The organism is Flaviaestuariibacter flavus (assembly GCF_004337505.1).
In the GTDB taxonomy this organism is placed as follows: domain Bacteria; phylum Bacteroidota; class Bacteroidia; order Chitinophagales; family Chitinophagaceae; genus Flavisolibacter; species Flavisolibacter flavus.
Map to the genome: position 1 here is coordinate 1 of NZ_SJZI01000042.1, position 21153 is coordinate 21153.

Genomic DNA, 21153 nt, shown 5'->3' on the forward strand with positions numbered 1-21153 from the left:
ACCAGGCCTATGCGCCCTCCGAGGGCGACGTGAGCCGCCACAACGGCAAGGTGGTGGTATACCACAATGGCAAGTGGACGAGCTCGACCTCCGAGGTACGTCTCGACAATGGCGCCACGGTGAACTCCCAGGGCCGCGTAACCTATAACGGTGAAAACCGCGACCTCGAAGAAGGCGAACACGTAACGAAGGCCGGACGCTTCTTCGACAAGGCGGGCAACGCCATCGAGCACGGCTGGGATGCCACCAAGACCGGCGTGAAGAAAGGCGCCCAGGCGGTGGGCCATGCCGCCGAAAAAGTGGGCAGCAAGGTGAAGGACGCCGTTACTCCCGATAAGAAGGATCAATAAGCGTTCTTTTTAGCAATAAAGATCCCCGCGGGCTGTTTGCTCGCGGGGATTTTTTTGGCTTGGTCCACGGGAATATTTCTCGCAGAGGGCGCGGAGCGTTTCGCAGCGGGCACGGAGATGCTCGAGCTACCAACAGAAAGGTTTGGAGACATTCCTGCTGCTGGCAATCAACTTCCTGCTCAAGACAGCGGGAGGGGCCCTGCGGGCGGAGTTGGTTGGTGACGACTTTGCCGATACATTACCACCTTACTACGAAGGTGTTACCAGTTGCGGACATAGCGGTGGAAACCGTGCTTCAGGAGGGATACGTTGAAGTTGATCAGGTAGCCCAGCTTCTTTTCGTGGAGGCGGAGGTAGGTGAGCATCTGCGATTCCGCTACCGGCTCCAGCGCCTTCACTGCTTTTAGCTCAATGATGACTTCGTCGTTTACCACGAGGTCCATGTAATAGACGTCGCCCAGGTCTTCGCCTTCGAAAATAAAGGTGATCGGAACTTCGGTGCTGACCCGGAAGCCGCGCTTGCGCAATACAACAGCAAGGGCTTTCTGATAAGCCGATTCCAGCAACCCGGGACCTAAGGCCTTATGCACATAAATAGACGCATCCAGGATGGCGCCGCCGATTTGGTTGAGTTCTTCTTTTTCCATACCCCCAAACCTGCGGCAGCCAGCACAGGATTCCATGTGAAAAACAACAGAATTTCCTGGGTTTTTTCCCATGGAAATCTCCCCCCTCCGCCCGTAGGGCGTCTCTCGCTGTCTCCGTTACAGCGCAAGGGTAGCTACCGTTAAGCGTGCCTCCCAACCTAAATGTTGGTAGCTCGAAGGCCTCCGTGCCCTCTGCGAAACGCTCCGTGTTCTCTGCGAGAAAAAAACCACTTGCGCGGGAAGAAACCTCCTTCCAGCCGGCGCGGGCTTTCTGCGCGTGGAAGAACCCTTGCTCCAATCCGGAGCGCCCTTTTGCGCGCGGAAGAAAGGCTCCTCCAAAATGGCGGGCGCTTTTGCGCGGGCGCAGTAGCCCGCTGCCATGGGCGCGGCCCTTTCTTCCGGGCGCAGCAGCCCCGCGCCGCCGGCGCCTGCAACAAGGGTGCAAAAAGAAACGGGCCGCCGCTTGCAAAGGCCCAATCCCTGCCGTAACTTAATAGGAACAAAAAACCCTTGTCATATGAGATCAAAAGCTTTACACTTAACCCCGCTCACGAACGAGGAATTCATCCAGTTTTTCACCCAGCTTCTCAAGGCCATCGACACCGACCCGCTGCCGATGCCGGCCGTCATGCTGGGCGCCAAGGCCAGCGTTGCCGCGCACCTCGAAGACATCAGCCTGCTCTTCAAGCGCGACCACGCCTCGCGTCTCACCCAGAAGCTCGTGCAGCTGGACGGGCGCCGCGACGACTTCGTAGTCGGGCTGCAGGACCTCTGCGAGGGCCACTGCTATAACCCCGACGAAGCCCTCCGCGAGCAGGCCGCCCTCCTCGACCGCCGTCTCGAGGTGTACGGGCCCCGCATCTACAAGCAGAACTACCAGCAGGAGACAGCCATCATCAACGCCCTCGTGCGCGACTTCCGCGAGGACCCCGACTGCGCCGCCGCCGTCGCTGCCCTCGGCCTCCGCACCTGGATCGACGCCCTCGACCGCACCAACAAAGAGTTCGACGCCCTCTTCCTCGAGCGCGCCGCCCTCGAAGTCGACAAAGACATCCCCTACACCATGATCCAGAAGCGCGACGAGATGCGCGTGGCCTACGAGAACCTGCTCAACAAGCTCGATGGCTTCTACCACACCGCCGAAGGCGCCGAACCCTGGGGCCGCATGGTGAAGCTGGTGGAGATACTGACGCAGGAGTATCGGGAGATTGTGAGTGCCAGGAAAGGAAGGAAGGAGGCGAGGAAGGAGAAGGAGGGAACGGCGGAGGCGTGAATTCTTTAATGGATTGTAATAATAAAGCCGCTGCGGGTGCAGTGGCTTTTGCTTTTTAATAATGCTGCGGCCGGCCCGCCACCAATCAATCGGTGCGGGAATGCCGGTCGGGCCGGTTTCTTTTTCTAAAAAGAGGGTTTGTCATCCTGATGCGCAGCATCAGGATCTCTCTAGGTACTAGTAGGAGGCGGCCTGCTGATGCCCGGCAAGATCCTGATCGCAAGCGGCATCCTGATGCGAAGCATTAGCGGGTCTCTGTACCTACTGGAAAGGGTCGGGGCCTTGGTTACGGGTGGCATCTTGTGCTTCCCGTCAGGAGCTCTGTAAGTACTGCCAGGAAGAGACGTTCTGCGCCGTTAAGATCCTGATCGCAGGCGATCAGGATGACAAAGCGTTTATTGTTCAAAAGGTGCGCCCCGCGAGACACTCAGGTGGCCGGTAGATGCGTGTGCGGGGCGCAGGGAAGTGCCAGGACAAGAAGACTCTTTAATAGCGAGGCCTGTTCCGCGGCAAGTTCCTGATGCTGCGCATCAGGATGACAATAGCTCAATAAGAGATAAGTGCGCCCCGCAAAGGATTTAGTGTAGCCGGTAGATGCGTGTGCGGGGCGCACGGTAAGTGTTGCGTATACCTCAACAGGAGGTGCTGTTGAAAACAACAGAAATTCAATGGGATTTTCACCGGGTTATTCCAGCAGGCAGCTGGAGTTTTGATTCATGAAAGAACACCGCTACTTCGTCTACATCCTTACCAATGCAGGGCGCACGGTGCTCTATACCGGCGTCACCAACGACCTGGCGCGGCGCCTGCAGGAGCATGCGGGTGGCACTCATGACGGCTTCACCAAAAAATACCGGGTGCGCCACCTGTTGTACTACGAAGAATTTGGATGGATACAGGAAGCTATCGCCCGCGAGAAGCAAATCAAAAGCTGGCCGCGGAGGAGGAAGGAGGCGTTGGTGGGGTCGGTGAATCCGGGGTGGGTGTTTCTTGAAGGGAGTTTTCGCAATGTTATTCCAGGTGACAAGCCCTGATGCTGTCGGGAAGCCATGGCGCCTGATAGGTTGCTATGGGCTTGGGCAGGGTTATTGATGATGAACACGGGCGCCCGGCTTCGCCGGATGTAACCTATATGGCGCCCCTTCAGGCCGCGATAGCTGGTCTTCGCCGCGCTGCTTTCTTACCGTTATACCCTACAGGCTGTTGCAGCATTACCTGAATATCAATTTCCCGGTTTCTGTTTCGTCCGAATAAAGCATCCCAAGCCGCTTCATTGGATCCTGCTAAAAATCCTAGCAACTCTTCCTACCTTTACCCTCTCCCAAACCAACCCCAGAACCTCAAAACCCCAGAACCTTCCCTATGGCCTACCGCACCGAACTGCTCGAGAAATTCCAGACTGAATACGCACGCCTCAACGAACAGCAAAAGAAGGCGGTGGACCAGATCGAGGGGCCGGTGATGGTGATCGCGGGGCCGGGCACGGGCAAGACGCAGATCCTGTCGGCGCGCATCGGCCGCATCCTGCTCTCCGACGCGCAGATCGAGCCCGATAATATCCTTTGCCTCACCTACACCGACGCGGGCGTGGTGGCCATGCGCCGCCGCCTCGCCGGATTTATCGGCCCGGATGCCTACCGCGTGGCCATCCACACCTTTCACGCCTTCTGCAACGACGTTATACAAGACAACCTGGGCCTCTTTGAAAAGACCGCCCTCGACCCCATTTCCGACCTGGAGCGCATCGAGCTGCTCAAAGAGCTGATCGACGGCTTCGGCAAAGACCATCCCCTCAAGCGCTACCGCGGCGACGTGTACTTCGAGATGCATTCGCTGCAAAACCTCTTTTCGCTCATGAAGCGCGAAGGCTGGAGCCCCGACTTCATCTGCCAGAAGGTAGACGAGTACCTCAAGAGCCTGCCGGAGCGCGACGAATACATCTGCAAGCGCGCCACCAAGGAATTCAAGAAGGGCGACGTGCGCACCGACAAGATCGCCGAGCAGGAAGAGCGCATGCAGAAGCTGCTGGCCGCCTGCAAGGAGTTCACGAAGTTCCAGACGATGATGCGCCAGCGCAACCGCTACGACTTCGACGATATGATCAACTGGGTCATCGCGGCCTTCCAGGAAAACGAAGACCTGCTGCGCCAGTACCAGGAGAAATACCAGTACATCCTCGTTGACGAATACCAGGATACCTCGGGCTCGCAGAACCGAATCGTGGAGCTGCTCATTAATTACTGGGACAAGCCCAACGTGTTCGTGGTGGGCGACGACGATCAATCCATCTACCGCTTCCAGGGCGCCAACGTGGAAAACATGATGGCCTTCGGCTCCTCCTTCGGGCAGGACCTCATGACCGTAGTGCTCACCAACAACTACCGCTCCACGCAACCCATTCTCGATATCTCCAAAACCCTCATCGACCGCAACGAGGAGCGCCTCGTGAAGCAGATGGGCGGCCTTTCGAAAGACCTGAGAGCTTCCAACGAAGCCCTCGCCGCGCTGGAGCACGGTCCGGAGGTGCACGCCTACCGCACGCAGGGACAGGAGCTCATTGGCATCACCACGCGCATCGAAAAGCTCATCGCCGACGGCGTGGCGCCCAACGAGATCGGCGTCATCTACCGCGAAAACAAGTACGGCGAGGAGCTGGCGCAATACCTGCGCCTCAAGGGCATTCCCTTTTACACGCGCCGCAACCTTAATATCCTCGAGCAGCCCCTCATCCAGCAGCTGCTGCGCGTGCTCGACTACCTCTGCGCGGAGCACGACACGCCCTACGGCGGCGACGGCCTCCTCTTCGAGATCCTCCACTACGAGTGGTTCGGCATCCCGCCGCTGGCCATCGCCAAGGCCGCCATCGAGGTGAGCGACTTCAACTACAACGCCCGCGGCAAAGACAAGACCTCGCTGCGCCGCTATGTGTGCGAGCAGGCGCAACCCAAAGACCTTTTCGACTCGGGCCTGCACCCGCGTATTTGCGAAACGGTGCACATCCTCGAGCGCCTCATCGGCGCCGTGAAAAACGAAACGCTCCAGAACCTGCTGGAGCGCGTGCTCCGCGAGGCGGGCTTCCTCGGCCACATCATGGATTCGCCCGAGCGCGGCTGGCTGCTGCAGCTCGTCACCGGCTTCTACAATCACCTCCGCGACGAAACGCGCCGCCACCCCTATGCAACACTGGATGACTTCATGGGCCGCATCGAGCTGATGCGCCGCGAAGGCCTCGTGCTGCCGCTGGTGCAGGTGGCGGGCCACGAGCGCGGCGTAAACCTGCTTACCGCGCACGGCTCCAAGGGCCTCGAGTTCGACCACGTGTTTCTCGCCGGCTCTACGGCCTCCTCCTGGGAGAAGAAGCGCAAGCCTTTCTCCGGCTTCGCCTTCCCCGACACCCTCTTCGCCTCCAGCGCCAAGGGCAACGACACCGAGGAGCTGCGCCGCCTCTTTTACGTGGCGCTCACCCGCGCCAAGCAACACCTGTACATCTCTTTCTCCAACAGCACCGACGAAGGCAAGCTGCTGGAAGCCTCTATGTTCATCGCCGAGATCTTCGAGGAGCACCAGCTGCCCGTGCAGGCACAGGAGCTGCCGGAAGAAACGATCGCTGAGTTCCAGGTGCTGCAGCTCACGGGCGTGTTCGCGCCCGAGGTGGCACCGCTGGAAGAGGAACTGCTGAACCGCGTGCTGGGCAACTTCCAGATGAACGTGTCGGCGCTCAACAACTACCTGCGCTGCCCGCTGGAGTTCTACTTCAAGAACGTGGTGCGCATTCCCTCGCCGCGCAACGAAGCGGCTGAATTCGGATCGGCCGTGCACCATGCGCTGGAGCAGCTTTTTGTCAAGATGAAGAAAGACGAGCAGCAGAACTTCCCGCAGCTCGACGACTTCCTCAACGACTTCACCTGGTATATGAACCGCAACCGCGAGTGCTTTACCCGTGAGCAGTTTGCGCGCCGCATGGAATACGGCCTCGAAATCCTGAAGCAGTACTACAACCGACACGTGGCGCACCTCAATAAGTTCGTGCTCATCGAGCACAACGTGAAGAGCGTGAACGTGGATGGCCTCCTGCTCAAGGGAAAGCTGGACAAGCTCGAGTTCAGCGGCAACAACGTCACCATCGTCGACTACAAGACCGGCGACCCCGAGAAGAACAACGAGAAGTTTGCCCGCCCCAACCCGAAGATCCCCGCCGGTGGCGACTATTGGCGCCAGGCGGTGTTTTACAAGATCATGATCGGCAACTACAAGCCCGAATGGAACGTGGAGCGCGTGGTGTTCGACTTCGTGGAGCCCAATAAGAAGAAGGAATACGTGCGCGAGGAGGTGCTGATCAACGAGATGGACCTGCAGGATGTGAAGGCGCAGATCCGCGATACCTATGCGGCCATACAGGAGAAGAAGTTTTATACCGGCTGTGGCTCGGAAGATTGCCACTGGTGCCGTTTTGTGAAGACCAACAAGATGGCTGTGGCGCTCCATGAACTGAAGCTGGATGAGGAGGAGAATAAGCGGAGCCTCCTGCGGGTGGTGGATTAGGAAAGAATTGAATTCTGGAGCCAAAGGCGTCGCGCAAGCGACGCCTTTGGCGTCATTGCGAGCGGAGCGAAGCAAACTCCCTGAATAAAAGACTGACCGTAGCCAGTAAAAGCTTCAGCTGGCAAATTCTTGTGGCTTCGAACGCCCTGCGTAAATCCGGAGTTTGCTTCGCTCCGCTCGCAATGACAGCTTCGCTGTCGCTTCGCCCGTTACCTGCAACCTCAGAACCCTAGAACCATAAAACCTTCTTTTAGCCCTTCCTTAACCCGTCGCTATCCGCCATTGCCCTGAAAGACGTTAAGTTTGCCTTCTCCATGAAGAAGGCATTTTTCCTCTTTATTACCGCGCTGGGCGGCGTACTGGCCCTTACGGGCGGCACGGGCTGCGCCACCATCATTCCGCCGCAGGGCGGCCCGCGCGACTCGCTGCCACCGAAGCTGGTGAAGGCCACACCCGCCGAAGGCGCGGTGAACGTCAACACCCGCACCATCGAGCTCACCTTCGACGAGTTTGTGGATATCAGCCGCGAGGGCGGCGGCGAGCTGGTGATGTCGCCGCTTTATACGAAGCGCCCGGATGTCCGCACGCGCCTGCGTACGGTTACCATCGAGCTCAAGGACAGCCTCGAACCCAACACCACCTACAGCTTTAACTTCGACGGGGCCATCAAAGACATCAACGAGGGCAACACGCTCCGCAACTTCACGTATACCTTTTCCACCGGCCCGGCGCTCGACTCGCTCACCTATAGCGGCTCGGTGCAGCTGGCCGAAACGGGTGGCATCGACACGACACTTACGGTGGCGCTCTACCGCAACCTGCGCGACAGCGCCGTGGTGCTGGAGTCGCCCCGCTACATCACCCGTGTTAACGGCAGCGGCAACTTTACCTTCCGCAACCTGCCGGGCGGCACTTTTGCGGTTTATGCGTTCGACGATAAGTCGCGCACCCGCCGCTACCTGAGCAAGAGCCAGCTTTTCGCTTTTGCCGATTCGCCCATCGTGGTGCGTCCCGGCGCCCCTGAGCTGCGGCTCTTCGCCTACGTGGAGCAGCCTGTTGCGGCCGCCGGCGCCAATGGTGCCCGCACCGCGCCGCAGCCCGCCACCGACCGGCGCCTTAAGTATACCCCGGCCGTCACCACCGCCCAGGAGCTGCAGGGCGACTACCGCATCAACTTCGACAACCGGGTGCGCAGCCTCGACAGCGGTAAGGTGCGCCTCGTGCGCGATAGCGTATTTACGGAGGTGCCGCGTCGCCTCTCGCTCGACAGCACCGGCCGCGTGCTGGCGGTGCGGGCCGCCTGGGCCAGCGGCGAGCGCTATGCCCTCATCCTCGGGAAGGATTTTGCTACCGACACCACCGGCCGCAGCCAGCTGCGCAACGATACACTGCGCTTTGCGGCAAAAAAGACCTCCGACTACGGCAACCTGCTGCTGCGCTTCCGCAATGTGAAGGCGGGCCTGAACCCGGTGCTGCAGATGATCCAGAACAACAGCGTGGTGTTCTCGGCGCCGATCGGCTCGGGTGAGCTGTCGCGGGCGCTCTTCATCCCGGGCGACTACGAGTTGCGGGTGCTCTTCGACACCAATGGCAACGGTAAATGGGATCCCGGTGCTTTCTTCAATGGTCGCCGCCAGCCCGAGATCGTGGTGCCGGTAGACAGGCGCCTGGTGGTGAAGCCGGATATCGAAAACGAGATCGAGATCGCGGTGCCGGATATGCCACGGAGATAATCTGAAGATCTCGGATCTCCGATCTCAGATCTTGGTTCCTGGTTTTGACCGCTTCTCTTGTACCTACCGATCCTATTCTTTCATTCGCAACTTCGATCAGAAGAAATGATTCCCCTTCCGTGAGGCAGCAGAGTCTCCGAACTATAGTCCGGCTCCCTAAAAATATCCTTCGCGTTAAATAAAAACGTCCCCGGAAAGGGCAATGCATCAATGGCACGGGGCGGCCTCTACTCGCATAGGCTAGCGTACACGGATGCCTTGCCTGTAGCGGGTTTCAAGAGAATGTTAATCATCATTTTCTGTCGTCAAAGCGGCCCTTTTTTGATGCCTTTTTAACCACTTCCCGGGCCTATATTTTGTATCTTTGGAGCCTTATGCAATTTTCCTCAGCCCTTCTTGAAAACGCGGTCAACGAGTTCGCCAAGCTGCCCGGTATCGGGCGCAAAACGGCCCTGCGCCTCGTGCTGCACCTGTTGAAGCAGGAGCCCGAGGAAGTGCAGCATTTTTCGGAGATCATGAGCCGGATGCGGGGCGAGATCAAGTTCTGCCAGCGCTGCCACAACGTGGCCGATGCTGATATCTGCTCCATCTGCTCCAACTCGATGCGCAAGCAGGATCTCATCTGCGTAGTGGAAAATATCCGCGACGTCATCGCCCTCGAAAGCACGCAGCAGTTCAGCGGTACTTACCATGTGCTCGGCGGCGTTATCTCCCCGCTCGACGGCGTGGGGCCATCGCAGCTCAATATCGACACGCTGGTGCACCGCATCGCCAAGGAAGAGACGGCCGAGGTGATCTTCGCGCTGAGTCCCACGATCCAGGGCGACACTACCATCTACTATATCCAGAAGAAGCTGCCCGCTACCTGCCGGGTAACCACCATCGCCCGCGGTATCGCCTTTGGCGGCGAGCTCGAATATGCCGACGAGATGACCCTGGCCCGCTCGCTGCAGAACCGCCTGCCGATCGAGAGCTATGTGTCGCAGGCAGCGCGCTGAGGCGCAATGTTTAATCAATAATCTTAATGTCCAATGTTGTAGTGAGTTCATCGCTACTTAAGCATTGGACAATATCCATTATAAATTTTCTATTGCCTTATCTTTGCACCCACAGCGGATTTGTTTATTGTTCGGCTCCACAGAACTAATAAACGCAGGCTCCCCTCCTTTAATGGTTCCCCTACGTTTATTGTCCCAACTGCCGGGCAGCCGCCGCTGCTAAATCATTTCTTTATGGCAGATATACGCAAGGCCCTGCAGGAACGCATCCTTATCATCGACGGCGCGATGGGCACCATGATCCAGCGGCACGGGCTGCAGGAGGCCGATTACCGCGGCGCGCGCTTCGCCGACTGGCCCAGCGACCTCAAGGGCAATAACGACCTGCTGTGCCTCACACAGCCCGACATTATCCGCGGCATCCACCGCCAGTACCTGGAGGCCGGCGCCGACATCATTGAAACAAACACCTTCAATGCGCAGCGCGTGTCGCTGGAAGACTACGGCATGCAGTCGCTGGCCTACGAGCTCAACGTGGCCGCGGCGCGCGTAGCCAGGGAAGCCGTAGCCGAATACGTGGCCGCCAACCCCGGCGCGGTAAATAACAGCCCCTGGGTGGCCGGCGCCATCGGTCCGCTCAATAAAACGCTCTCCCTTTCCCCCGACGTCAACAACCCCGGCTACCGGGCGCTCACCTTCGACGAGGCGGCCGACGCCTACTACGAGCAGGTAAAAGGCCTCGTGGACGGCGGCGCCGACCTGCTGCTGGTGGAAACGATCTTCGATACGCTCAACGCCAAGGCGGCGATCTTCGCCATCCGCAAGTATTTCCGCGAAACAGGCAAGGAGCTGCCGATCCTGATCTCCGGCACCATCACCGACGCTTCGGGCCGCACGCTCAGCGGGCAGACGCTGGAGGCTTTCTACACCTCGGTGCGTCATGCGCGCCCGCTCAGCATCGGCCTCAACTGCGCCCTTGGCGCCAAAGAGATGCGCCCGCACATCGAAGAGCTCAGCACCATTGCCGAATGCTTTACCTCGGCCTATCCCAACGCCGGCCTGCCCAACGCCATGGGTGAATACGACGAGCATCCCGCCGACACCGCGCACTTCATCGAAGACTGGGCGAAAGAAGGTTTCGTGAATATCGTGGGGGGCTGCTGCGGCACCACGCCCGATCATATCCGCCACATCGCGGAGCAGGTGCGCACCATCAAGCCAAGACCATTACCGACACTCGAAAAAGAATTAGCATCGTGAGTGAACCCACAGTGATCCATCCCTACCTGCGCCTTGCCGGCCTCGAGCCGCTCGTTGTACGTCCCGAAACGAACTTTATCAACGTAGGTGAGCGCACCAACGTTACCGGCTCCAAGAAATTCGCCCGCCTCATCCGCGAAAACAAATACGAGGAAGCCCTCTCCGTTGCCCGCCAGCAGGTGGAGAGCGGCGCCCAGGTGATCGACGTGAACATGGATGACGCCCTGCTCGACGGGGTGCACGCCATGACCACCTTCCTCAACCTGGTGCAGGCTGAGCCCGACATCGCGCGGGTGCCCATCATGATCGACTCTTCGAAGTTTGCCATCATCGAGGCCGGTCTCAAGTGCGTGCAGGGCAAGTGCATCGTCAACTCCATCTCCATGAAAGAGGGCGTCGGCGAGTTTGTGCGCCAGGCGCATATCTGTCTCGACTACGGCGCTTCTGTAGTGGTGATGGCCTTCGACGAGCAGGGGCAGGCCGATACGCTGCAGCGCCGTGTAGACATCTGCGGGCGTGCCTACAAGATTCTCACGGAAGAAGTGGGTTTCGATCCGCAGGACATCATCTTCGACCCCAACATCTTCGCAGTAGCCACCGGCATCGAGGAGCACAATAACTACGCGGTAGACTTCATCGAAGCCACGCGTATCATCAAGCAGAAGATGCCGCTGGCCAAGATTAGCGGCGGTGTGAGCAACGTATCATTCTCCTTCCGGGGCAACGACCACGTGCGGGAAGCGATCCACTCGGTGTTCCTGCTGCATGCCATCCGTGCCGGTATGGATATGGGCATCGTCAATGCCGGGCAGCTGGTGGTGTACGACGAGATCGAGCCGCAGCTGCGGGAGCTCTGCGAGGATGTGATCCTCAACCGCCGCCCCGATGCGACGGAGCGCCTCGTGTCTTTTGCTGAAACGGTAAAGGCGAAGGGCAAGGAAGAAGTGAAGGATGAAGCCTGGCGCAACAATACGGTGGAGGAACGCCTGAAGCATGCGCTGGTGAACGGCATCACCGAGTATATCGATGCCGATACGGAGGAAGCACGCCAGAAGTACCCGAAACCCCTCGACGTGATCGAAGGCCCGCTGATGGCCGGTATGGACGTGGTCGGTGATCTCTTTGGCTCGGGCAAGATGTTCCTGCCCCAGGTGGTAAAGAGTGCCCGTGTGATGAAGAAGGCCGTGGCAGTGCTGACGCCCTATATTGAAAAGGAAAAAGAAGAGCGCGCCGCGCGCGGGGAGATCTCTCCGGCGGGCGCTGCGAAAATATTGATGGCTACCGTCAAGGGCGACGTGCACGATATCGGCAAGAACATCGTGGGCGTGGTGCTGGGCTGCAATGGCTACGAGGTGATCGATATGGGTGTGATGGTGCCGGCGGATAAGATCCTCGACGCAGCCCAGAAAGAAAACGTGGACGTGATCGGGCTTTCGGGGCTCATTACACCTTCGCTCGACGAGATGGTGCACATTGCCCGAGAGATGAAGCGCCGCAATATGAAACAGCCCCTGCTGATCGGCGGGGCCACCACTTCGCGCACGCACACGGCGGTGAAGATCGCGCCGGAGTATGACGGCGGCGTGCTGCACGTGCTCGACGCCTCGCGCTCGGTAACGGCGGTGAGCAGCCTGCTCAGCCAGGACAACCGCGCACAGTTCCTGAAGGATACGGCGAAAGAATACAACGGGCTGCGCGAGCAGTTCCTGGGCAAGCAGCGCCAGAAGGTGCTCATTCCCTACGAGGAGGCCGTGGTGACCAAAGAGCGTTTCGACTGGAAAAGCTATATGCCTGTGAAGCCGGCTGTGGATGGCGTAAAGGTGTTTCATGAATTCGACCTGGGCACGATCGCCCGCTACATCGACTGGGGGCCGTTCTTTATCGGCTGGGAGATGCCGGGCCGCTTCCCCGAGGTGCTGAGCGATCCCATCTTTGGTGCCGAAGCCACGCGCCTGCACACCGATGCGCTGAAGATGGTGGATACGATCGTGCGGGAAAAATGGTTCACGGCCAACGGCGTCATCGGCTTCTGGCCGGCGCTTTCCAACAACCGGGATACGATCACGCTGCAAACGAAGGATGGAGAGGTCCGGCTTGAAAGCCTGCGCCAGCAGCTCAAGAAAGCCATCGGCCAGCCTAGCTTCTCTCTTGCAGACTTTGTTAAGCCTGGCCCCGCCCAGGCCCAGGCCCCGAGCCCTTCTGAAGGAGAGGAGCGCGGGACCGATTATATGGGTGCCTTCGCCGTCACCATCCAGGGTGCGCGCGAGCACATCGACCGCTTTGCCGCCGACCACGACGAATACAACAAGATCCTTGTGCAGATACTGGCCGACCGTTTTGTAGAGGCCTTTGCCGAGTGCCTGCACGAGCAGGTGCGGAAGAAGTATTGGGGTTATGAGCAAGGAGAGCAGTTCACCAACGAGCAACTCATTCGTGAAGAATACAAAGGCATCCGACCGGCGCCGGGCTACCCGGCCTGTCCCGATCACACGGAAAAGCTGAAGCTGTTTTCGCTGCTTAATGCTAGCGAAAACATTGGTATCGAGTTGACCGAAAGCCTGGCCATGAACCCGCCGGCCTCGGTGTGCGGCTGGTATTTCGCCCACCCCGGAAGCCACTATTTCGGGCTCGGCAAGATCGGCCTCGACCAGCTGGAAGATTACGCGCAGCGCAAAGGCATGACGATCGCGGAAGCGGAGAAGTGGCTGCGGCCCGTGCTCGAATAATTTGGAAAGATTAAATGCAGAAGGCGACGCTTGGGCGTCGCCTTCTGCATTTGGTAGAGCGCGAAGCGACGGCCTCCGGCCGTCATTGCGAGCGGAGCGAAGCAAACTCCCCGATCTGAAGACTGACCGTAGCCGGCAAAAGCTTTAGTTCGTAAACTCTTTCAGATTCGACCACCCTGCGTAAATCCGGAGTTTGCTTCGCTTCGCTCGCAATGACAGCTACGCTGTCGGCTTCGCGCGTAGCATGCTACAGCAAACCTGTTGCTTTCAGCTCTGCTTCCAGTTGCTCCGGCGCCGTAAAGCGGATGCACTGAATTCCCAGCTCCTCTGCCGCCTTTACATTACGCGCATTGTCGTCAATGAAAAGCGTGTTGGCTGCTTCGAGGCCGAAGCGCTCCAGTGTGAGCTGGTAAAATTCCGGGAAGGGCTTGCGCATCTTTTCTTCACCGCTTACCACGCGCCCGTCGAACCAGTGAAGAAACTCGTAGCGCTCCAGCGCGATGGGAAAGAGCTCGGCGCTCCAGTTGGTCAGTGCGTAAATCTTATAGCGGCCGCTTTCCTTTAGCTGCCGGAAGATCTCCACGGTGCCTTCGATGGGCCCGCCGAGCATTTCCTCCCAGCGGCCGTAGTAGGCTTCGATCTGCTCCTTCCATTCGGGATGGCGGTCTACCAACAGTTGCGTGGCTTCGCGCAGGGAGCGGCCGGCGTCCTGCTCCTCGTTCCAGTCGGAGGTGCAGATTTTTTCGAAGAAGTGCCTCTTGTCTTCAGGGCGGCCTTCAAAAACTTTATTAAATACATAGTCGGGGTTCCAGTCGATGAGAACGCCCCCGAGATCGAAAATGATATCCTGGATCACGATGGTTGTTTGTGCGGCAAAGGTAGAAAGCGGCCGGACGTGGAGCGAAAGAACGCTGATTACGCATGCGGAATGCGCAGGTTGTTTATGATTTGCATTCGCCCGCAACCTTATCTGCGTTAATCTTAATAAATCATAAGAAATCTGCGTTCTTTCTCACTCAAAGCAGGCCACGCAATTTCAGGTCGCGGCGCAGGGTTTCGGGGTCACGGAAGACGATGCCGTCCATGCCCAGGTTAACAGCGGTGGCTACATTGCTTTCCCGGTCGTCGATATATACCGCAGTAGCAGCATTGATGTTGAAACGCTCTAACAGTACGAGGTATAGCCCGGGATGCGGCTTGGTCATTCGCTCGGCGCCGCTGAGTACGATGCCGTCGAACCAGTCGAGGAAGGGAAAGTCGCAGCGCGATTGCTCAAAGAGCTCGGCGCTCCAGTTGCTGAGGGCGTATTGCGAAAATCCTTTCTCTTTCAGGGTGCGCAGAATTGCCACAGAGCCTTCGATTTCGCCCTGGAACATTTCTTTCCAGCGTGCGTAAAAGGCACGGATCGGTTGCTCCCACGCAGGGTGCTGCCGCACGAGTTGTTCGGTGGCCTCTTTCACCGGCCGGCCGCCATCAACGGTGTTGTGCCACTCCATGGTGCAGATATGCTCCAGGAAGTGGTCGCGCTCTTTGCTGTCTTTGAAGATTTTATCATAGAGGTAACGCGGGCTCCAGTCTACCAGCACGTTACCCAGGTCCCAGATGATGCTGCGGGTACTCATGAAGTCACCTGCTCTTTGGGTAGCACTACTTTCACCGTGCCTCCGGTTGCCGTTGTGTGGCTTTTGCCGTAGCGAAACTTGAAATACAGCATGATGACCGAGAAGACGAGCACGAGGCTGTTGGTATAAATAATGGGAACGCTCTTTTTGACGATGCCGTACACCAGCCACAGGATGACCGAGATGGTGGCGAAGGTGAACATGAGCAGCGAGATGTCGGCCGCCGACTTCGTGCGCCAGGTCTTGATCACCTGCGGCAGGAAGGTGATGGCGGATATGGAGCCGGCGACCATGCCGAGGATTTCGATGAGTTCCATGTCGTTGTGTTTAAGTGAAGGTACAGCGCGACGGCGATAGCCGTCATTGCGAGCGAAGCGAAGCAAGCTCCTGATTCACGCAGGGTGGTCGAAACGCAAACGGTTTCCGCATAGGTGCTCTCTTTGGTTTCAATCAGCCTTTAGGTCGGGGAGTTTGCTTCGCTACGCTCGCAATGACGAGAAAGGCCCGCGGAGCGGGCCTTTCTCTTAATTACTTCTTGCTTTTCGGCACAATGCTGATCGCGCATCCGCCGCCCGCGGCGAGCTTCAGCGGAAGCTTTGTGGCGGACGTAACCGTCATCGTTTCGATCTTGTAGGCCTTCGGGTTGTTTTGCCAATGGGCATCGTCGGCATCGCGGTAGATCGTTGCGATGTAGGCACCGGGCCCGAGGAAAGACAGGTCGGCTTCGACGCTGCGCGGTTTTTCGTTGCTGATGGCGCCGAGGAACCAGGCATTGCGGCCTTTCGCCTTTCGCGCCACGAGGAGGTATTCGCCGGGCTCAGCGGCGAGGTAACGCGTGTCGTCCCAGTCGGTAGGAACGTCTTTAATGAACTGGAATGCATCCAGGTGCTTCTCGTAGTTCTCCGGCAGGTCGGCAGCCATCTGCAGCGGGCTGTACATCGTTACGTAAAGCGCCAGCTGCTTGGCGAGCGTTGTATGCACCTGCTCCTTCTTCTTCGGGTCATAAGCGCTCATCTTGATCTCGAAGATGCCCGGCGTATAATCCATGGGACCACCCATGAGGCGTGTAAAGGGCAATATGGTTTCATGCGCCGGCGGGTTGCCCACGCTCCAGGCGTTGAACTCGTTGCCCCGTGCGGCTTCCGAAGCCAGCCAGTTGGGATAGGTGCGGTGCAGGCCGGTGGGTCGGGTGGGTTCGTGCATATCCACCATGATGCCGTAGCGGCCGGTCTTTTCTGCCACGCGCACATAATGATTCACCATCCACTGCCCGTCGTGGTGCTCGCCGCGCGGAATGATGCGGCCCACATATCCCGTCTTCACGGCGTCGTAGCCATGCTGCTTCATAAAGCGGTAAGCGGTATCCATCCAGCGCTCGTAGTTGGTGACCGAGCCCGAGGTTTCGTGGTGCATGATCAGCTTCACGCCTTTCTTCTTTGCATAGGCCTGCAGCTCCTTTACGTTGAAGTCGGGGTAAGGCGTCACAAAGTCGAACACATTCTCCTTCCATTTGCCGTACCAGTCTTCCCAGCCCACGTTCCAGCCTTCCACCAGCACCCCGGGGATGCCGTGCTTTGCGGCAAAGTCGATATAGCGCTTCACGTTGGGGGTGTTGGCCCCGTGGTGGCCGTGCGCCACCAGCGTGGAGGCGGATTGCGTGGCGGCGTAGTCCCAGCTGCTTTTGCCCACGTGCATCTCCCACCATACGCCCACAAACTTCTGCGGGCGGATAAAGGCCGTCGACTTCAGCTTCGTGGGCTCGTTGAGGTTGAGGATCATTTTGGTGGAAGCCAGCACTTCGGTTGCCTTGTCGCTGACGATGATGGTGCGCCAGGGCGTATGCGCCGGCGCCTGCAGGTAGGCTGCGTTGCCCACCGCATCGGGCACCAGCACCGATTGCAGCGTATTGTTGCTTTTGTTGACGGCGAGGTCCATCGCGGGGTAGTTCACCAGCGCGGCCTCGTGTATGTTGATATAAAGACCGTCGTCGCTCTTCAGCATGAGCGGTGTCTGCACATAGTCTTTGCCGATGATGCTTTTTACGCCGATCTCGCTATGCGTGCTGTCGGCCCAGGCATCTACGGCGCTGAGGCGCGTGCGGTGGTAAGGATATTCGTTGGAGTCGAAGTCACCGGGGATCCAGAAGGCGTTGTGATCGCCGGCGAGGTGAAACTGCGTGTTCTCGCTGGCCACCACGAAATGCTGCAGGGCTGCCTGCGCCGGGAATTCGTAGCGGAAGCCGAGGCCTTCGTTGAAGAGCCGGAATACCACATCCACGCGTAGGTGCTGGTCGCCGAGGTCTTCGAGCCCGAGGCGCAGCTCGTAGTGGCGGTCGCGGATGCTGGCCCACTCGCCCCACACGGGCTGCCAGCTGGCGTCGTGGGTGCTGGTGGTGTTGGCCGTTATGCGGAACAGCGAGAGGTTTACGTTGGGCTCCTTCAGGGTGATGCCCAGCGTTCCGGGAAGCAGCACCGGTTTGTTTTTGTAGGTGAGGCTATAGCGGAGCTGTCCGGTGGCCTCGTTGGCAACATCAAGGCGCAGGGCGCCGTCGGGCGACTGCAGGCTGAATGTTTTCTGACCAAAGGCAAACAGCCCGGAGGCCAGTGCCACAAGAAGGGAGAGGTAGCGTTTCATAATCATTTGTTTTCAAAGAGCCACCACCGCCGGCGGCGGGGCTTGATCTTGTAATTGGACTGAATGAACTTCCGGATATGCTCCATGCCTTCGTCGACATTGTCGGTAAGGAGTACGAGCTCGAGGTCGGCGGTGGAGATGGTGCCGCGTTTTGCCATATCCTTGATGGCTTCCATCAGCTCCTTGTAATACTCGGTGCCCCACATCACCACGGGGAAGCCCGAAATGGTCTTGGTTTGAATGAGGGTGAGTGTTTCAAAGAATTCATCCATCGTGCCGAAGCCACCCGGCATGATGATGAAGGCGTAGGAATACTTGATCAGCATTGTTTTGCGGGTGAAGAAGTATTCGAAGGTTTTGCTTTTGTGCAGCCACTTGTTTTCCACCTGCTCGAAGGGCAGCTTGATGTTGCAGCCTACCGACATGCCGCCGGCGTCGAAGGCGCCGCGGTTGGCGGCTTCCATAATGCCGGGGCCGCCGCCGGTCATGGTGGTGAACCCGATCTCGGCGATGCGCTTTCCGAATTCCACGGCGGCCTTGTAATAGGGATGTTCCTCCTTGAAGCGCGCCGACCCGAAGACGGTGATGCAGGGGCCGACAAAGTGCAGGACGCGGATGGCGGTAACCAGCTCGCGGAAAACCTTCCAGGCGAACCGGAATTCATAAGGACGGCTTTTGGGCCCTTCGAGGTACACGTGCCGCTTGCGCGGAATGATCGGGTTGTGCTTTACTTTTTCGGGCATGGAAAGGGTTGATGTTCTAAAAGTAGGACCCGCCGGACGAGAAAGCGCGGATGGAATATCATTTCCGGGATGCGCGCCGGTGGCCCCGCCGGTGTTCAAATAAAACGCTGGTCGCGGCGATCCGTGTTAGCGGGGCTTCCGGGTGCCGCCTTCGGGGTTTCGGAGCACGGTATCCCAGCCCGGGCTTGGGCTGCCCAGGGGGGAGTCGAGGGTGATGTCTTCGGATGACGGCTTGTTGAAATCGTCGGTATCGGTAAGCGGCCCGGTATCGGGTGTATAGCGGATGATGGTGCTGTCGGCGGTGGACAGGTCGGTCTCCTGCTCCTTGGCGGAGCGGTCGCCGCAGGCGGCCAGCAGCAGGAGGAGGAAGCAGGCCATTTTCATTTGAATGCTTTTCATCATTGCAGCAATTCTGTTGCCATAGAATTATTCCTTGCCTACCACGCGCGCCCACAGCTCCGGGATGCGCTTGATCCAAACGAGTTCTTTCATCTTCACCGAAGCTTCCTGCACCGGCGAGCCGAAATATTTTTTGCCGCCGGCAATGGAGGCGGGTACGCCGCTCTGCGCATATACCTCGGCGCCCGCGCCCACGGTGAGTGTTTTGCTGACGCCTACCTGGCCCCAGAGAATCACGTTGTCTTCGATGGTGGTGGCACCGGCGATACCTACCTGCGCGGCGAAGAGACAGTTCCTGCCAACGACGGTATCGTGACCGATGTGCACGAGGTTGTCCATCTTGGTGCCGGCGCCGATGATGGTGTCGGCACTCACGCCGCGGTCTATGGTACAGTTAGCCCCGACTTCCACGCCGTCTTCGAGGATAACGCGGCCGCAGCTCAGCATTTTTTTATAGTGGATCGCGCGGTTGGTTTTCTTGTTGTAATAAAACGCATCGGAGCCGATCACCGAACCAGATTGCACGATCACATCATCGCCGAGGATGCAGTGGTCGCCGATGACCACGTTGGGTGCGATGATGCAGTTACGCCCGATGCGCACCGCGTTGCCGATGACCGCGCCCGGCTGCACCACGGTGCCTTCGCCGATGATGGCGGTGTCGGCGATATTTTTCGACAGCGGCGTAAACGGACGGAAGTGACGCACGATGGCGAGGTAGGCTTCAAAGGGTTCGGCCACCAGCAGCAAAGCCTTGCCCGGCGGGACTTCCGTGGGTTGGTTGATGATGATGAAGGTAGCCGCCGACTCGATGCACTTGCGGTAATACTTCGGGTGATCGACAAACACGAGGTCGCCGCTTTCCACTTTGTGAATCTCGTTGATGCCGGTTGCGGCACCTTCTTTATTGCCGATGATTTCAGCGCCGATGAGCGCGGCGATCTCGGTTATCGGAACAGGTTGTTCGAATCGCATACGTTGATTTGAAGAAGCAAAGTTAGGGTTGTGCGTTGGCGGTGTATCGAAATGCGTGCGCGATGACCGCCTTGCCTGTTGCATCATGATGCGCGACATGCAACAAGCTTATCAACGAGAAGAAAAAATGTGAATAAATTTGTGCATAAAATTTTTCCAATAGCGAAAAAACTTTTTAATATTGTGGTAGGAAATTTATTTCCTGACTTACTAACCCAACCCAATATTAGTCCCGGTGTTCTCGCCGGGACTTTTTGTTTCGGTACGTTTGTGTACCGGCACTTTGTAAAAGACGCGCGTAGCGTATTTCCGATACCTTTACTCACACTAAAAAAACGGGCATGCTCAAATCAATGACCGGCTTCGGCAGGGCAGAACAGGCAGTTGGCGACAAGACCTTTCTCATCGATATCAAATCACTCAACGGAAAGCAGTTCGAGCTGCAACTCAAGATGCCGGCTTTCCTGAAGCCCTTCGAGTTCAACATCCGCAAGGTGCTGAGTGAAGGACTCGGGCGCGGTACGGTCGACTGCATCATCTCGCTGAAGGAGACCGGCTCTTCAAAGCCGATCACCATCAACACCGACCTGGTGAAGGCCTACTATCATTCGCTGAGCAACCTCGCCTCCGAGCTGGGGCTGGAGACGGGCGACATGCTGAGCACCATCATCAAGCTTCCGGAGGTGATCACGCCGTCGAGCGAAACACTCACCGACGCCGAGTGGCAGCAGTTTGAGCGCGTGCTCGGCGCCGCCATCGAAGACCTCAACCGGCACCGCGCCGACGAAGGCCGCTCGCTGAAGCAGGACCTCGAGCTGCGCATCTCCAACATCGCCGCCCAGCAGGCCCAGGTAGCCGAACTGGCACCGACGCGCCAGCAGAAGATCCGCGAGGGCATCGTGAAGCTGCTCGAAGAGCACGTGGGCAAGGAGAATTACGACGAGAACAAGCTGGAGCAGGAGCTCGTTTATTACATCGAGAAGATCGACATCTCCGAAGAGCAGGTACGCCTCAACAACCACCTCGAATATTTCACCACCGTGCTCAACGAGGAAGATTCCAACAAGGGCAAGAAGCTTTCCTTTATCCTCCAGGAGATCGGCCGCGAGATCAACACCACCGGCTCCAAGGCCTACGACCACAACATCCAGAAGTGCGTGGTGCAGATGAAAGACGAGCTGGAGAAGGCGAAGGAGCAGGTGCTCAACGTACTTTAATATCTCAGATCCCGGATCTGCGATCTGAGATCTG

General features: G+C 58.3%; 17 protein-coding genes. 9 read left to right on the plus strand and 8 right to left on the minus strand.

Going from position 1 to position 21153, the window contains the following annotated elements; translation table 11 throughout:
* On the plus strand, nucleotides 1–350 hold a 350-nt coding region (locus EPD60_RS16930), incomplete at its 5' end, for a DUF6799 domain-containing protein (RefSeq protein ID WP_317126048.1).
* Nucleotides 351–610: 260 nt separating this feature from the next.
* Here the strand turns inward: EPD60_RS16930 and EPD60_RS07980 are convergent.
* Complete coding sequence (locus EPD60_RS07980) at nucleotides 611–997, minus strand: GxxExxY protein (protein ID WP_131448487.1); 387 nt, start codon at nucleotides 995–997, stop codon at nucleotides 611–613.
* A 517-nt stretch (nucleotides 998–1514) separates the two neighbouring features.
* On the opposite strand from EPD60_RS07980, the gene EPD60_RS07985 reads away from it, so the two are divergent.
* The 7 genes from EPD60_RS07985 (at nucleotide 1515) to metH (ending at nucleotide 13529) form a co-directional block, all read left to right on the plus strand.
* Nucleotides 1515–2270, plus strand: coding sequence for a DUF6261 family protein (locus EPD60_RS07985; RefSeq protein WP_131448491.1), 756 nt, complete (start codon nucleotides 1515–1517; stop codon nucleotides 2268–2270).
* A gap of 716 nt (nucleotides 2271–2986) precedes the next feature.
* Entirely contained in the window at nucleotides 2987–3304 is a 318-nt protein-coding gene (locus tag EPD60_RS07990; RefSeq protein WP_131448582.1) for a GIY-YIG nuclease family protein, read from the plus strand.
* Between the two features lie 328 nt (nucleotides 3305–3632).
* Complete coding sequence (locus EPD60_RS07995; protein WP_131448584.1) at nucleotides 3633–6812, plus strand: ATP-dependent helicase; 3180 nt, start codon at nucleotides 3633–3635, stop codon at nucleotides 6810–6812.
* A 314-nt stretch (nucleotides 6813–7126) separates the two neighbouring features.
* Nucleotides 7127–8545 carry an Ig-like domain-containing domain gene (locus EPD60_RS08000; protein WP_131448586.1) on the plus strand — a complete coding sequence of 473 codons (1419 nt, stop codon included), beginning with the start codon at nucleotides 7127–7129 and terminating at the stop codon, nucleotides 8543–8545.
* A gap of 374 nt (nucleotides 8546–8919) precedes the next feature.
* Complete coding sequence (gene recR, locus EPD60_RS08005) at nucleotides 8920–9543, plus strand: recombination mediator RecR (RefSeq protein ID WP_131448588.1); 624 nt, start codon at nucleotides 8920–8922, stop codon at nucleotides 9541–9543.
* Between the two features lie 234 nt (nucleotides 9544–9777).
* Nucleotides 9778–10803 (plus strand): homocysteine S-methyltransferase family protein, encoded by a 1026-nt coding sequence (locus EPD60_RS16935; RefSeq protein ID WP_165871472.1) that lies wholly within the window; start codon nucleotides 9778–9780, stop codon nucleotides 10801–10803.
* Nucleotides 10800–13529: a methionine synthase gene (gene metH, locus EPD60_RS08010; RefSeq protein ID WP_243647786.1), complete on the plus strand. Its 2730-nt coding sequence runs from the start codon at nucleotides 10800–10802 to the stop codon at nucleotides 13527–13529. The genes EPD60_RS16935 and metH overlap by 4 nt, the downstream gene beginning before the upstream one ends.
* A 247-nt stretch (nucleotides 13530–13776) precedes the next feature.
* On the opposite strand, the gene EPD60_RS08015 is transcribed toward metH, so the two are convergent.
* From EPD60_RS08015 to EPD60_RS08045, 7 genes are all read right to left on the minus strand, one after another.
* Entirely contained in the window at nucleotides 13777–14385 is a 609-nt protein-coding gene (locus tag EPD60_RS08015; RefSeq protein WP_131448590.1) for an HAD family hydrolase, read from the minus strand.
* Between the two features lie 160 nt (nucleotides 14386–14545).
* The gene (locus EPD60_RS08020; RefSeq protein WP_131448592.1) at nucleotides 14546–15151 is read right to left on the minus strand and encodes an HAD family hydrolase; all 606 of its coding nucleotides are present in this window, start codon (nucleotides 15149–15151) and stop codon (nucleotides 14546–14548) included.
* On the minus strand, nucleotides 15148–15468 hold the full coding sequence (locus EPD60_RS08025; protein ID WP_131448594.1) for a SemiSWEET family sugar transporter: 321 nt from the start codon (nucleotides 15466–15468) through the stop codon (nucleotides 15148–15150). Before EPD60_RS08025 ends, EPD60_RS08020 begins: the two co-directional genes overlap by 4 nt.
* Nucleotides 15469–15679: 211 nt before the next feature.
* Complete coding sequence (locus EPD60_RS08030; RefSeq protein ID WP_131448596.1) at nucleotides 15680–17785, minus strand: glycoside hydrolase family 97 protein; 2106 nt, start codon at nucleotides 17783–17785, stop codon at nucleotides 15680–15682.
* Nucleotides 17786–17787: 2 nt separating this feature from the next.
* Complete coding sequence (locus EPD60_RS08035; protein ID WP_131448598.1) at nucleotides 17788–18528, minus strand: LOG family protein; 741 nt, start codon at nucleotides 18526–18528, stop codon at nucleotides 17788–17790.
* Between the two features lie 126 nt (nucleotides 18529–18654).
* Entirely contained in the window at nucleotides 18655–18930 is a 276-nt protein-coding gene (locus tag EPD60_RS08040) for a hypothetical protein (protein WP_165871473.1), read from the minus strand.
* 24 nt (nucleotides 18931–18954) lie between these two features.
* A complete protein-coding gene (locus tag EPD60_RS08045; protein WP_131448602.1) occupies nucleotides 18955–19902 on the minus strand; it encodes a UDP-3-O-(3-hydroxymyristoyl)glucosamine N-acyltransferase in 948 nt (315 codons plus the stop codon).
* A gap of 341 nt (nucleotides 19903–20243) precedes the next feature.
* Between EPD60_RS08045 and EPD60_RS08050 the strand changes: the two genes are divergently transcribed.
* Nucleotides 20244–21119 (plus strand): YicC/YloC family endoribonuclease, encoded by an 876-nt coding sequence (locus EPD60_RS08050; RefSeq protein WP_131448604.1) that lies wholly within the window; start codon nucleotides 20244–20246, stop codon nucleotides 21117–21119.
* The last annotated feature ends 34 nt before the right edge of the window (nucleotides 21120–21153 follow it).

What these genes read in the sequence shown, in the direction of transcription:
- EPD60_RS08030 (WP_131448596.1), bottom strand. Translation starts at nt 17,785, where the DNA reads ATGAAACGCTACCTCTCCCTTCTTGTGGCACTGGCCTCCGGGCTGTTT.
- EPD60_RS07985 (WP_131448491.1), top strand. Translation starts at nt 1,515, where the DNA reads ATGAGATCAAAAGCTTTACACTTAACCCCGCTCACGAACGAGGAATTC.
- EPD60_RS08045 (WP_131448602.1), bottom strand. Translation starts at nt 19,902, where the DNA reads ATGCGATTCGAACAACCTGTTCCGATAACCGAGATCGCCGCGCTCATC.
- EPD60_RS16935 (WP_165871472.1), top strand. Translation starts at nt 9,778, where the DNA reads ATGGCAGATATACGCAAGGCCCTGCAGGAACGCATCCTTATCATCGAC.
- recR (WP_131448588.1), top strand. Translation starts at nt 8,920, where the DNA reads ATGCAATTTTCCTCAGCCCTTCTTGAAAACGCGGTCAACGAGTTCGCC.
- EPD60_RS07980 (WP_131448487.1), bottom strand. Translation starts at nt 997, where the DNA reads ATGGAAAAAGAAGAACTCAACCAAATCGGCGGCGCCATCCTGGATGCG.
- EPD60_RS08040 (WP_165871473.1), bottom strand. Translation starts at nt 18,930, where the DNA reads ATGATGAAAAGCATTCAAATGAAAATGGCCTGCTTCCTCCTCCTGCTG.
- EPD60_RS08035 (WP_131448598.1), bottom strand. Translation starts at nt 18,528, where the DNA reads ATGCCCGAAAAAGTAAAGCACAACCCGATCATTCCGCGCAAGCGGCAC.
- EPD60_RS08050 (WP_131448604.1), top strand. Translation starts at nt 20,244, where the DNA reads ATGCTCAAATCAATGACCGGCTTCGGCAGGGCAGAACAGGCAGTTGGC.
- EPD60_RS08000 (WP_131448586.1), top strand. Translation starts at nt 7,127, where the DNA reads ATGAAGAAGGCATTTTTCCTCTTTATTACCGCGCTGGGCGGCGTACTG.
- EPD60_RS07990 (WP_131448582.1), top strand. Translation starts at nt 2,987, where the DNA reads ATGAAAGAACACCGCTACTTCGTCTACATCCTTACCAATGCAGGGCGC.
- EPD60_RS08020 (WP_131448592.1), bottom strand. Translation starts at nt 15,151, where the DNA reads ATGAGTACCCGCAGCATCATCTGGGACCTGGGTAACGTGCTGGTAGAC.
- EPD60_RS08025 (WP_131448594.1), bottom strand. Translation starts at nt 15,468, where the DNA reads ATGGAACTCATCGAAATCCTCGGCATGGTCGCCGGCTCCATATCCGCC.
- EPD60_RS07995 (WP_131448584.1), top strand. Translation starts at nt 3,633, where the DNA reads ATGGCCTACCGCACCGAACTGCTCGAGAAATTCCAGACTGAATACGCA.